Raw genomic sequence first — 12,967 nt, forward strand, 5'->3', positions numbered from 1 at the left:
AGTGGCCTGCGTGGTATAGTAAAATTGCAGGACACGCTGAACTTCCTGCGCAACCTGCACATTAAAACGGTCGGCAATCTGAGACTGGTAGTCGGAAGGCTTGTTTTGGGAAGCCATCATTTGAGCGGCTTTTTCTTCCGTTACCTGATAAGTACGCTGAATCAGCTGATTGAGCTGCTCTGTGCTAACCGGCGTTTCTTGTTTGTAAAGGATACGGCCGTTTTGCAGAATCAGTGCATACATTTGTGTCGCATGAATGCCGAACACGGCAACTTTTTCCTCTGCCATTTCGGGAGCATGCGTATTCATCCAATAGACGAAGGCATTGCGTTGCGCCAGCAAGTCCAAATCCAAAGCAGACAAAGGCAAGCCGGCATTTTCAAACATTTCAATGCGTGGCTCGACATCGTCTTTTTTGGCGGCAACAGCTAAAACATGCTGACCCAAACCGACTTCTTCAGCTTGAAAGTCGTAGTTCATCTCTTCAATAGGCGCAAATTGGCCGACTTCCGCCTCGATAAACTCTTCCAAGTCCAAATCGGTATCACGCGGGTTGTAAATAATTTGCTCAACTGTCGCCAAATTTTGTGGCACAGCAGCAACAATATTTTTGCAAGAACTGCGTAATTGTGTGTAAGTATGTTGGATGTAAGTGGCAAGCTGATCGTAGTCTTGAATTTTGTTGCCTTTGACAATATTTTTAGGCAATTTGGTAATAACGTATTTTTCCAGCTGAATTTGGTTTAAACTACGGCCTGTCAGTTGTACCATCTTAATGGCATGTTGGCTGATGTCGACGCCGATGGCAGAGCGGTTGTTCAATCCGCTAGAAGCCTTGCCTGTTTTGGTATCTTTCGTGCTTTTAAATAAGCGCATGATTTGACTTCCCTGTATCATTTAGGAGTGAGTAACTGTTTCGTTATCCGTAAAGGACTTCTTATTCTTTACACAGTATTGACTGTGGCTGATAGAAATCGTTTCCCATTTTACTTTATTTATCGCCATTAATGGCAAAATTATTACCTAGTCATGATTAAAAAGATTATAACGACCTGCATGGGTCTCTTATTAGGACTGGCTCTTTTTGGTGTAGGTCTGATTGCAATTGCAATTTTGGTAACCTATCCAAAACTGCCGTCTTTGGACTCTTTACAACACTACAAACCAAAAATGCCGCTGACGATTTATTCTTCAGACGGCCAAGTCATTGGCGTTTACGGCGAACAACGGCGTGAATTTACCAAAATCGGCGACTTCCCGAAAATTTTGAAAGACGCCGTGATTGCCGCCGAAGACAAACGCTTCTACGACCACTGGGGCGTGGACGTTTGGGGTGTGGCACGCGCTGCAATCGGCAACGTCATGGCCGGCGGCGTTCAATCCGGTGCCAGTACGATTACGCAACAGGTTGCCAAAAACTTCTACCTGAGCAGCGAGCGTTCGTTCACCCGTAAATTCAACGAAGCACTGTTGGCCTACAAAATCGAGCAGTCTTTAAGCAAAGACAAGATTTTGGAGCTGTACTTCAACCAAATCTATTTGGGCCAACGTGCTTATGGTTTTGCATCTGCAGCCCAAATTTATTTCAATAAAAATGTTAATGAATTAACATTGGCCGAAGCCGCCATGCTGGCCGGCTTGCCTAAAGCACCTTCTGCCTACAACCCGATTGTAAACCCTGAGCGTGCCAAATTGCGTCAGGCTTATATTCTGAACAATATGCTGGAAGAAGGCATGATTACCCTGCAGCAACGCGATCAGGCTTTGAAAGAAGAGTTGCATTACGAGCGTTTTGTACAAAACATCGATCAAAGCGCTCTGTACGTTGCCGAAATGGTGCGTCAAGAGCTGTTTGAGAAATACGGCGAAGATGCCTACACTCAAGGCTTCAAGGTATACACCACCGTCGACACCGCACACCAGCGCGTGGCCACCGAAGCCCTGCGTAAAGTCCTGCGCAATTTCGACCGCGGCAGCAGCTACCGCGGTGCAGAAAACTACATTGACCTAAGCAAAAGCGACAACGTAGAAGAAACCGTCAGCCAATACCTTTCTACACTTTACACTGTCGATAAAATGATTCCGGCGGTTGTATTAGAAGCCTCTCGCAAAGGTGTACAGATTCAGTTGCCAAGCGGCCGTAAAGTCACGCTAAACAGCCACGCTTTAGGCTTTGCCGCCCGTGCCGTCAACAACGAAAAAATGGGTGAAGACCGCATCCGCCGCGGCTCCGTTATCCGCGTTAAAGGCAGCGGCGATACCTTTACCGTTGTTCAAGAGCCTTTGTTGCAAGGCGCATTGGTGTCTTTAGATGCGAAAACTGGTGCAGTCCGCGCATTGGTCGGCGGCTACGACTACCACAGCAAAACCTTCAACCGCGCAACTCAAGCCATGCGCCAACCCGGCTCGACGTTTAAACCGTTCGTTTATTCCGCCGCTTTGGCAAAAGGCATGACTGCTTCCACCATGATTAACGATGCACCGATTTCCCTGCCGGGCAAAGGTGCAAACGGCAAAGCGTGGAACCCGAAAAATTCAGACGGCCGCTATTCCGGTTACATCACGCTGCGCCAGGCTTTGACCGCTTCAAAAAACATGGTGTCCATCCGCATCCTGATGTCTATCGGTATCGGTTACGCGCAACAATACATCCAACGCTTCGGCTTCAAGCCGTCTGAAATCCCTGCCAGCCTGTCTATGGCTTTGGGTACAGGTGAAACCACGCCGTTGCGTATTGCAGAAGGTTATAGCGTCTTTGCCAACGGCGGTTACAAAGTGTCCGCCCACGTCATCGACAAAATCTACGACAGCCAAGGCCGTCTGAGAGCGCAAATGCAACCTTTGGTAGCCGGTGAAAACGCGCCTCAAGCCATTGACCCGCGCAACGCTTACATCATGTACAAAATCATGCAGGACGTTGTCCGTGTCGGTACCGCACGCGGTGCAGCCGCACTCGGCCGCGCCGACATCGCCGGTAAAACCGGTACCACCAACGACAACAAAGACGCATGGTTTGTCGGCTTCAACCCTAGCGTTGTGACTGCCGTCTATATCGGCTTTGACAAACCGCGCAGCATGGGTCGTGCAGGTTACGGTGGTACAATCGCCGTACCGGTATGGGTAGAATACATGCGCTTCGCCCTGAAAGGCACCAGCGTCAAACCGATGAAAGCTCCTGAGGGCGTGGTTTCGAACGGTGGCGAAGTGTATATGCGCGAACGCATGACCACCAGCTCCGACCTGGCCTTGGACAACAGCGGCGTTGCTCCGCATCCTGCTCAATCTGCCCGTCGCGCAGTTCCGAATGAAAACCGCCGCCGCACCGAGAGCGGCAATGCGCCAACCCGTGAAGAATTAGACGAAACCCCAGTTCTGCCAAACAATACCGGCAACAATAACAAACAACAACTGGACTCTCTGTTCTAACAAATCAAGGCCGTCTGAAACGTTCAGACGGCCTTTTTTGAGAAAATTCAAAGCAAAACCATGATTGATTTACACTGCCATTCGACCGTTTCAGACGGCATGCTCTCCCCAACCGAAGTCGTCCGACTCGCCCGTCAAAACGGTTGCACCCTGCTCGCCCTGACCGACCACGACCACACCGGCGGACTTGCCGAAGCACGCACCGAAGCCGATATCCTCGGCCTCCCCTTCGTCAACGGCGTGGAAATATCCGTCACTTGGCGCGGCCGCACCATCCACGTTGTCGGCTTGGACTTTGACGAACACAACGAAGCCCTGCAAAACCTGCTTGCAGAAGTCCGCAAAGGCCGTCTGAAACGATTGGAAGCCATCGCGGCCAAGCTGGAGAAAAAAGGCATAACAGGCGCGTATGAAGGCGCGCTGGCATTGGCCGCCAACAAAGAAATGGCCAGCCGCACCCACATTGCCGAATTCCTCATCCGCGAAGGCCATGTTAAAAACAAACAGCAGGCATTTACCAAATATCTGGGCGACGGCAAATCCTGTTCCGTCAGACATGAATGGGCCACACTGGAAGACTGCGTAGCCGCGATTACAGGCGCGGGCGGCATGGCCATTATCGCCCACCCGATGCGCTATGAATTATCCGCCACCGCCAAACGAAACCTGTTTCAAGAATTTAAAAACCTCGGCGGAGCAGGGATTGAAGTACACAGCGGCAACTGCTGCAAAAACGACCGCCTCAACTATGCCCTGCTTGCCGACCGCTTCGACTTTCTCGCCAGCGCAGGCAGCGACTTCCACCGCCCCAACGACTTCAGCGGCGGCATACTCGGTGCCTGCCCCGACTTACCCGAACAATGCCGCCCGGTCTGGGAACACTTTAAGGCCGTCTGAATTTTTGACAGCAATTTTTCAGACGGCCCGCCAAGTATGAGATAGTTATAAACATATCACACTCTACATATTGAAACTGCCTGCCCGATACACCATAATGACCCTATAAATACTCGGAAAAAAGGTTAACGCCATGTGCCAACTGCTCGGCATGAATTGCAACACTCCCACAGACATCATGTTTTCTTTTGAAGGCTTCCGCCGTCGCGGCGGCATTACCGACCACCACGCCGACGGCTTCGGTATCGGCTTTTTCGAAGGCAAAGGCGTGCGCTTGTTTCACGACGACAAACCCAGCGCCAACTCGCCCGTTGCCGACTTGGTACGCGCCTACCAAATCAAATCTGAAAACGTTATCGCCCATATCCGCAAGGCCTCACAAGGCCAGACCTCACTAGCAAACACTCATCCCTTCATGCGCGAGATGTGGGGCGAATATTGGCTGTTTGCCCACAACGGCCATTTGATTGATTTTTTCCCCGAGCAGGGCGAGTACTACCATGCCGTCGGCACGACCGATTCCGAACGCGCGTTCTGCTTTATTCTCAACCGCCTGCGCAGCCGCTTTGCCACCAAGCCCGAACCTGAAGTTTTGTTTGATGCCATCGCCGGCCTAACCCATGAAATCCGCCGCTATGGCTTGTTTAATTTCGTGATGTCCAACGGCGACTGCCTGTTTGCCCACGCCAGCACCTTACTGCACTACATCGTGCGCAAAGCCCCGTTTGGTAAAGCGCGTTTGCTGGACGATGATGTCATGGTCGATTTTTCAGAAGTGACCACCCCGAACGATAAAGTTTCCGTCATCGCCACCCTGCCCCTGACACGAGATGAAACCTGGTCGCAATTGGCAGTCAATGAATTAGTGATGTTTCAAGACGGCGACATTGTCCTCAGTGACCGCCCCGAAAATCCGGTTTATATGAGTGCAGAAGAAGGTTTGGAAATCGCCCGTGCCGTCGGCGTATCGGTTTAACGTTTGCTCGACTGAAAAACACAAGGCCGTCTGAAAGGCTCAACTTCGCTCAAGTTGCCCTTTCAGACGGCCTTTTTATACTTAATCCAGCGAAAAGCCTTTACTATACGAAAATAACGCAATCCGCTACAATAATAGTTCACAAACAATAAATTCAATTGCTTAGCGACCTTGCCGAGCGTATGACAAGGAAACCCGATGAAGTGCCCGTTTTGCCAACACCCCAACACACAAGTAGCCGACTCGCGATGGCTGGAAGACACCAACAGCATCCGTCGCCGTCGCAAATGCTTGGAATGCGGACAACGCTTCAGCACCTTTGAAACCGTTGAAATGCGGATGCCGCAAGTCATCAAATCCAATGGCACACGGGTTCCCTTCAATCCGCACAAACTGCAGACCAGCCTTGAGCGCGCGCTGCACAAACGCCCTGTCACGCAAGAACAAATCGATGAAACCGTTGCCCTTATCGAGCAGCGCCTCTACCGTTTGGGCAAAAAAGAAGTCGCTTCGCGCATCGTTGGCGAAATGGCAATGGAAGAGCTGGCAAAAATCGACCAAGTCGCTTATGTCCGCTTCGCGTCTGTCTATAAAAGCTTTAAAGACGTTTCCGAATTCACCCAAGTCATCGCCGAATGCAAAGCCAAATAAGGCCGTCTGAAACCATGTTTTCCGCACTTGATACCCAAATGATGCAAACCGCCCTCGAGCTGGCCAAGCTTGGGCGGTTTTCTACTTCCCCCAATCCCCGCGTCGGTTGCGTAATTGCACACGGCGCACAAATCGTCGGACAAGGTTTCCACGTCAAAGCAGGCGAGCCGCACGCTGAAGTTCATGCGTTGAGGCAGGCCGGAGCGGCGGCCAAAGGCGCAACGGCCTATGTCACGCTGGAACCTTGCAGCCATTACGGCCGCACACCGCCATGCGCCGAAGCGCTGGTTCATTCCGGTGTAACGCGCGTGGTTGCCGCCATGACCGACCCTAATCCGTTGGTCTCAGGCAAAGGCTTATCCATGCTGGAAGCCGCCGGAATCCGTACCGAAAGCGGTTTGCTGGAAGCTCAGGCGCGCGAACTCAACCGCGGTTTCCTGTCGCGTATCGAACGCGGCAGACCGTTTATCCGCCTCAAATGTGCCGCCAGTTTGGACGGTAAAACCGCCCTTTCAGACGGCCGCAGCTTTTGGATTACTGGCGAAGCAGCACGCGAAGACGTACAAATTCTTCGTGCCGAAAGTTGCGCCGTTTTGACCGGTATCGGTACCGTACTTGCCGACAACCCGAAGCTCAACGTCCGCAGCCTCCCCACCTTGCGCCAACCTGCGCGTATCGTCTTGGACAGCCGACTGCAAATCCCTTTGGACTGCCACCTCGTGACCGATACCGAAAGTCCAACCGTTATCGTTACCCTTTCCTCAGACGAACAACGTTTGCAGGCTCTAAGTGCATTTGAACATATCCGCATCATCAGGCCGTCTGAACATATCAACGGCCGCATCAATCTTCTTTCCCTCATGCCGCAATTGGCAGAGCTTGGCTTTGGCGAAGTTCTGGTAGAAGCCGGCTCAACACTTGCCTCAGCTTTCCTGAAGGATGACTTGGTGGATGAAATCGTCCTCTACCAAGCGCCGAAACTGTTAGGCGCAGGCAAACCTCTATTCTCCCTCCCTGAAAATCCGGCCGCCCTACTTTCAGACGGCCCTTGGCAAAGTCAATCGGTAGAAATCATCGGGCAGGACATTAAATGGGTTCTCCGAAAAAAAATCCGTCTAATTGCCTCAACTTAATAATTAAACCATTGCAAATAGAATATATCTATCATTTACATAGTAATAAATGTAATTTTTTCGTCAATATATTATAATGACTTTAGCGTATTCCAATTTAAAACTTTGACTTAAGTTAACTATCCTCAAGCGGATTGTCGACAAATTTTCCTTTTTTTCATCACGAAATAATGGATTATTAAGATAAGTTAAGCCACGAAAATTTATTAAAAGTTTTTATTCTAGAAGGGTTTTAAACGGCATAAACGGTAGTTCCATTTCATGAACCATGCATTTGACAAAACGATATCTAAAATCAAAACATGTAGTTGAACGTAACTTCTGAAAATTAAGTATTCAAGAATACCGTTTCCATACCATAGAGGCCGTCTGAACGACCGTTAAACTTTTTTGATTGAGACGAATCAGATAAGTGCTTATGATTTTGTCTAATGTAATTATAAGTATGGTTTTAAGGCTTCACACGATACGGCAGCCGGCTATGGCTATGCGGTTGCAGCAAACAACTCAGGCATCGGGCAAACACTCCCGATTTACTCATTCATTAAACGAAAGACATCATGAAAAACATTACGATACAAAAATTTGCCGATAAGACCGCTAAAATCGGCATCGTTGGCTTAGGCTACGTCGGTTTACCACTGATGTTGCGCTATGTGGATATCGGTTACCAAGTTTTGGGTTTCGACATTGACACCAACAAAGTCGACAAGCTCAACAAAGGCGAAAGCTACATTGAGCATATCCCTTCCGACAAAATTGCCGCTGCTTCCAACAGCCTGTTTGAAGCAACGACCGACTTCTCCCGCATCGGCGAAGTAGAAGCCGTCATTTTGTGCGTACCGACTCCGCTGAACAAATACCGCGAGCCGGATATGAGCTTTGTGATCGACACTACCGACGCGGTCAAACCTTACCTGCGCGCCGGTCAAGTGCTGTCTTTGGAATCCACCACCTACCCTGGCACTACCGAAGAAGAATTGCTGCCACGCATGGAAGAAGGCGGCTTGAAAGTCGGTCAAGACGTGTTCTTGGTTTACTCTCCTGAGCGTGAAGACCCGGGTAACCCTAACTTTGAAACCCGTACCATTCCAAAAGTCATCGGCGGCCACACCCCTGCCTGTTTGGAAGTCGGCCTTGCGCTGTATCAACCTGCTATCGATAAAGTTGTTCCGGTAAGCTCCACCAAAGCGGCCGAGCTGACCAAACTTCTGGAAAACATCCACCGCGCCGTAAACATCGGCTTGGTGAACGAGATGAAAATCGTTGCCGACAAAATGGGCATCGACATCCATGAAGTCATCAATGCCGCGGCAACCAAACCATTTGGCTTCGTTGCTTATTATCCAGGCCCTGGCTTGGGCGGCCACTGTATCCCTATCGACCCGTTCTACCTGACTTGGAAAGCACGCGAATACGGTGTAAACACCCGTTTCATCGAGCTGGCCGGCGAAGTGAACTCCCACATGCCCGACTACGTTATCGAAAAAGTCGGCCTGGCTTTGAATGACCACAACCGTTCTATCAAAGACAGCAAAATCTTGGTATTGGGTATCGCCTACAAGAAAAACGTGGATGATATGCGTGAAAGCCCGTCTGTGGAAGTTATGGACCGCCTGCACAAACTGGGCGCAGTGGTTTCCTACTCCGACCCACATGTTCCAGAGTTCCCACATATCCCTGGCCACCACTACTTCGACCTAAAGAGCGAAGCGCTGACCCCTGAAACTGTCGCCCAATACGATTGCGTGGTTCTGACCACCGATCACGACAAATTCGACTATGACATGATTACCGAACATGCCAAGCTGATTGTCGATACACGCGGCAAATTCCCAGTGAAAAATCCTAAAGTCATCAAAGCATAATCTTGCTTCAGACGCATCCGGCTGCCTCCGGTTTTCCCACCGGGACGGCGGCCGGTTTCCCAAGGCCATTTGTTTTTTCAGACGGCCTTGGGAAACCGGCAACGGTAACAACGCATCTCTTACGAAAAACGCTCAGCTCGAACTTCCGGCCGTCTGAAAACAAATAATATGAACGCGAAAAAAATCCTCGGCTACGCATTGGGTCCGATAGGAAGCGCCGCTTTCGGCCTGCTTTCCCTGCCGCTCATCTCATGGTACTTCCCTGCGGAAGACATCGGCCGTATCGTACTCTTGCAGACCATTGCCGGACTGAGCATTCTGCTCTTGGGCTTGGGGTTGGACCAATCCTATATTCGTGACTATTACGCCGTTAAAGACAAGGCCGCGCTGTTCAAATCCGTTTTTTTATCGCCATTGATTCTGACTGTGGCGGTTGTGGTTTTAGTGTTACTGATAAACGCATCATGGCCGTCTGAAATCATTTTTGACATCCCCAGTGCAAATTTGGGGATTCTCTTTCTGATTTTCTTAGCCACCACGCTGATTATCCGTTTTTTAGCCTTGATTTTGCGGATGAAAGAGCAGGCATTGGCTTTTTCCGTCAGCCAGCTTGCGCCGAAATTCTTGATTTTGGTGTTGGTTTTTGCCGTGATCGCTTCCGGCTTGCCTGCCAATACCACTTCGCTGGTTTTTGCCTACACCGCAGCCCAAGTGCTGACCGTTGTACTGTTGATCTATCAACTGCGCCGAGACCTGCAAGCCGTTTCCCATGCGAAATGGTCGTCCGAGCTACATCGGGACGGCCTGCGCTACGGCCTGCCGCTGGCATTCGGCAACTTAGCCTATTGGGGCCTGACTTCGATTGACCGCTTCGTCCTCAAAAACATCTCGGGTTTGGACGAATTGGGCATTTATTCGATGGCAGTCAGCTTTGGCGCCGTCGCCCTGATTTTCCAAAGTGTGTTTTCCACCATTTGGGCGCCTTTGGTGTTCAAATGGGTAGAAGAAAAAACCAATCTGGACAAAATCGGCGATATCACGCTTTCCATGACCGTCCTCATCAGCGCAATGATTTGCCTCATTGGGATCTTCTCGCCGATGGCGACCTGGATACTGCCGGAAAAATACACGCAGGTTCAATTTATCCTGCTCTCGTGTATGCTTTTCCCCCTGTTTTATACGCTGACCGAAGTCAGCGGCATCGGTTTGAACGTCGTCCGATCGACTTGGCTGATTACCGTCATCAACATCGTTGCCTTTATCGCCAATACTGCCCTGCTCTATCTGCTGGTGCCTAAATTCGGTGCAAAAGGTGCGGCTATGGCCAGCGCAACGGCTTTTTGGCTGTTTTTTATCTTTAAAACCGAATTCTCTTCACGCCTGTGGCAACCTTTGCCGCGCCTGAAGATTTATACCAACTCAACGCTCTGCCTGATGATCTGCATTGCCTATACTTGGCTGGGTACGCGCGACAACTACATTTGGTTTGCGCTGGCATGGGCAGTCGGACTGGGTTTCCTGTTCCTAAAATACAAACACGCACTATTTGCCGCAACCGAAAAAATCAAAGCCAAATTAAACCGTTCGGCAAAATAGCCAACCTGAGATTCACGTCTCTACGATAACAACAGAACGACTATGAAAATAAAACGTCTGAACTTATACACTTACATCCTATACATCATGCTCGCAGCCTATATGCTGGGGCCCGCGCTGTCCTTTAAGGTCGGCGTGCCGCGTATCGACAACCCGCTGACCCTGATATTTGTACTGCTTGGTTTTGTCGTATTTTTTCTGGAAAGCAAGCATATTCCGCGCAAGATTTTTGCCATGCTCTGCGCCCTGACCACTATGTGCATCTGGCCTGCCATCCACATGGGCATTACGTCGCTGACGCCGACGCAGTACATGGATATTTTGTTTTTTATGGCGGTTCCGGCTTTCTTCTACTTGTTTTACCAAGTATTGAAGCGCGCCGACGACCCTTTGGGAACAATTCAGAAGTTCCTCATCGTATTTACGCTGTTTATCGCCGTGCCGCCGTTTGCAGAACTGGCCACCGGTATTCAGTTTGTGAGTGCCAGCGATGAGTTGGCTATTGACGAAGGCTCGCTCAAAGGCTTGTTCTTTAACCCGAACAACCTTGCCGCCACCGCAGTCTGCCTTGCGCCTGCCATTTTGTTTTTCTTCCAACTCCAAGGACGGAAACACAAAGAAAAACTGCTGGGCTGGGGCTTGTTCCTGCTGTTGGGCATGGCCATTTTCGCCAGCGTATCGCGTACCGCCATCGGCTGTTACCTGTTGATTTTGCTGGTTTATACGGCCTATCGCAAAAACGGTTTTATTACTGTCGGCGTTGCTGGTTTGCTGGTGTTGGTGTTGTCGATGATTCCATCACGCGCGATTGCGGAATTTTTGCTGTCGCTCAACGGCAACCAGTTTTTGGAACGCTTTTCCAGCCGCGTGTACCTCTTCCTGTACGACTTAGGCAGCGACAACTCCGTGTCCTACCGTCAGGAGATTTACAACTACTTCTGGAACAATCCGCCCCTGCTGCTGACCGGCTACGGTCCTAAAAACTTCCGCGAATATTTCGGCGGCCATTTGAGCGGCAGCTTGGGCTTTGAAAACCCGCACAGCTTCATCATCGAGCTGTATCTGGGTTTCGGCATGATTTCCTTACTCGGCTTTATTGCCTTTGTGGCGTGTTATTTCCTCTACACCGCCTCAAACCGCGCAGTAACCGGCAAATCGCGCGTTTTGGCTTGGGTTGCCTTGGGCATTTTCCTGCTGGCCGGTTTTATTCCGTCCACCATTTTGCGTATGCCGTTTATCTGGCTGCCCTGCCTGCTGATTTTTATTTACAGCGTATTTGTTGCGCCCAAGCTGAAAGATATGGCCGCTTACGCATACAACGAAACACTATACGATACGAAGAAACCATCATGAAAATCATCCTGACTACCTCCATGTCTGGCCTCGGTGGCACTGAAAACGCCACTTTCCGCCTCGGCCGCCTGCTCAAACAACGCGGACACGATATCGTATTGGCCTCTTCAGACGGCCCTTTGATTCAGGAAGCGCAAGCATTGGGCATCCGTTGGCAGCCGATCGATTTTTACCAAGGCGGATTATTGGGTTACGTCAAAGGCATGTTTGCCTATATGAAACTGCTGAAAAAAGAAAAACCTGATGTGATTCACTGCCAAATGGCGCGTATCGTTCCGGCCTGCGCCATTGCAACCAAGTTCGCTTCGCCGAAAACCAAAGTGTTCTACCACGCGCGCGGCCTTGATCCGGAAACTTATCCGAAAATTGCCAAGCTTTTCGACAAGCTAGGTGTGTACATCATCGGCAACTGCAAACACGAACGCGAAAAACTCATCCGTTACGGTTTCCCTGCCAACCGCATCACCTACACTTACAACGCCCTGCACAAAGCAGATTTCGTTCCTGAAAAAACGGTCAAAGACTATGTCCAACTGGGCACACTTTCCCGTTTGGACACCGTCCGCGCCGTGCATCTGATGTTGGATATTTTGAAGAAAATGGTTGACCGCGGCATGCCTGTACGCCTTAACGTTGCAGGTATCGGCGAAGAAATGGACAACCTCAAAGCCCAAGCCAAACGTTTGGGCATTGAAGACAAAGTCACCTTCCTCGGCGGCGTCCGCGACTTGACCGGCTACTTCAAAGAAGTCGATATTTTAGTGAACACGCCGCATTGCGTGGGCGACCACGGCGCAGGTGTCGGTAACAATATTTTGGAAGCCGGCCTTTACGACACGCCTGTCGTGACCTACAACATGGCGGGCATTTCCGAAATGGTCATCACCGGCCAAACAGGCTACTGCATTCCTTTCGGCGATGACGAAGCGTTTATTGAAGCCGTCGATACACTCATCAAGCATCCTGAGTTGCGCAGTCAAATGGGCAAAGCCCTGCACAAACATGTCGAAACTTTATGCTCCGACGACGAAATCTACAGCACCACCATGGCTGCGTACGAAATGTAA

General features: G+C 50.3%; 10 protein-coding genes. 9 read left to right on the plus strand and 1 reads right to left on the minus strand.

Going from position 1 to position 12,967, the window contains the following annotated elements:
- Positions 1 to 876 (minus strand): type IV pilus assembly protein PilM (pilM, locus tag O3682_RS05750; RefSeq protein ID WP_371508956.1); only part of this gene is annotated, 876 nt, incomplete at its 3' end.
- A 153-nt stretch (positions 877 to 1,029) separates the two neighbouring features.
- On the opposite strand from pilM, the gene O3682_RS05755 reads away from it, so the two are divergent.
- The 9 genes from O3682_RS05755 to O3682_RS05795 all read left to right on the plus strand — a co-directional run bounded on the left by O3682_RS05755 (position 1,030) and on the right by O3682_RS05795 (position 12,967).
- Positions 1,030 to 3,426: a penicillin-binding protein 1A gene (locus O3682_RS05755; protein WP_371508958.1), complete on the plus strand. Its 2,397-nt coding sequence runs from the start codon at positions 1,030 to 1,032 to the stop codon at positions 3,424 to 3,426.
- 60 nt (positions 3,427 to 3,486) lie between these two features.
- On the plus strand, positions 3,487 to 4,323 hold the full coding sequence (locus O3682_RS05760; protein ID WP_371508959.1) for a PHP domain-containing protein: 837 nt from the start codon (positions 3,487 to 3,489) through the stop codon (positions 4,321 to 4,323).
- Between the two features lie 133 nt (positions 4,324 to 4,456).
- A complete protein-coding gene (locus O3682_RS05765; protein ID WP_371508960.1) occupies positions 4,457 to 5,299 on the plus strand; it encodes a class II glutamine amidotransferase in 843 nt (280 codons plus the stop codon).
- 198 nt (positions 5,300 to 5,497) lie between these two features.
- Complete coding sequence (nrdR, locus tag O3682_RS05770; RefSeq protein ID WP_070584707.1) at positions 5,498 to 5,950, plus strand: transcriptional regulator NrdR; 453 nt, start codon at positions 5,498 to 5,500, stop codon at positions 5,948 to 5,950.
- Between the two features lie 14 nt (positions 5,951 to 5,964).
- Complete coding sequence (ribD, locus tag O3682_RS05775; RefSeq protein ID WP_371509106.1) at positions 5,965 to 7,083, plus strand: bifunctional diaminohydroxyphosphoribosylaminopyrimidine deaminase/5-amino-6-(5-phosphoribosylamino)uracil reductase RibD; 1,119 nt, start codon at positions 5,965 to 5,967, stop codon at positions 7,081 to 7,083.
- Positions 7,084 to 7,643: 560 nt separating this feature from the next.
- Complete coding sequence (locus tag O3682_RS05780) at positions 7,644 to 8,951, plus strand: nucleotide sugar dehydrogenase (RefSeq protein WP_004520865.1); 1,308 nt, start codon at positions 7,644 to 7,646, stop codon at positions 8,949 to 8,951.
- Between the two features lie 168 nt (positions 8,952 to 9,119).
- Positions 9,120 to 10,547, plus strand: coding sequence for an oligosaccharide flippase family protein (locus tag O3682_RS05785; protein ID WP_371508961.1), 1,428 nt, complete (start codon positions 9,120 to 9,122; stop codon positions 10,545 to 10,547).
- Between the two features lie 42 nt (positions 10,548 to 10,589).
- The gene (locus tag O3682_RS05790; protein ID WP_371508962.1) at positions 10,590 to 11,900 is read left to right on the plus strand and encodes an O-antigen ligase family protein; all 1,311 of its coding nucleotides are present in this window, start codon (positions 10,590 to 10,592) and stop codon (positions 11,898 to 11,900) included.
- Positions 11,897 to 12,967: a glycosyltransferase family 4 protein gene (locus tag O3682_RS05795; RefSeq protein ID WP_371508964.1), complete on the plus strand. Its 1,071-nt coding sequence runs from the start codon at positions 11,897 to 11,899 to the stop codon at positions 12,965 to 12,967. The genes O3682_RS05790 and O3682_RS05795 overlap by 4 nt, the downstream gene beginning before the upstream one ends.

This window comes from Neisseria sp. 27098_8_112, from assembly GCF_041433235.1.
GTDB lineage: Bacteria > Pseudomonadota > Gammaproteobacteria > Burkholderiales > Neisseriaceae > Neisseria.

Coding starts and splice junctions, on each gene's coding strand:
- O3682_RS05755 (WP_371508958.1), top strand. CDS start 1,030: ATGATTAAAAAGATTATAACGACCTGCATGGGTCTCTTATTAGGACTG.
- O3682_RS05760 (WP_371508959.1), top strand. CDS start 3,487: ATGATTGATTTACACTGCCATTCGACCGTTTCAGACGGCATGCTCTCC.
- O3682_RS05765 (WP_371508960.1), top strand. CDS start 4,457: ATGTGCCAACTGCTCGGCATGAATTGCAACACTCCCACAGACATCATG.
- nrdR (WP_070584707.1), top strand. CDS start 5,498: ATGAAGTGCCCGTTTTGCCAACACCCCAACACACAAGTAGCCGACTCG.
- ribD (WP_371509106.1), top strand. CDS start 5,965: ATGTTTTCCGCACTTGATACCCAAATGATGCAAACCGCCCTCGAGCTG.
- O3682_RS05780 (WP_004520865.1), top strand. CDS start 7,644: ATGAAAAACATTACGATACAAAAATTTGCCGATAAGACCGCTAAAATC.
- O3682_RS05785 (WP_371508961.1), top strand. CDS start 9,120: ATGAACGCGAAAAAAATCCTCGGCTACGCATTGGGTCCGATAGGAAGC.
- O3682_RS05790 (WP_371508962.1), top strand. CDS start 10,590: ATGAAAATAAAACGTCTGAACTTATACACTTACATCCTATACATCATG.
- O3682_RS05795 (WP_371508964.1), top strand. CDS start 11,897: ATGAAAATCATCCTGACTACCTCCATGTCTGGCCTCGGTGGCACTGAA.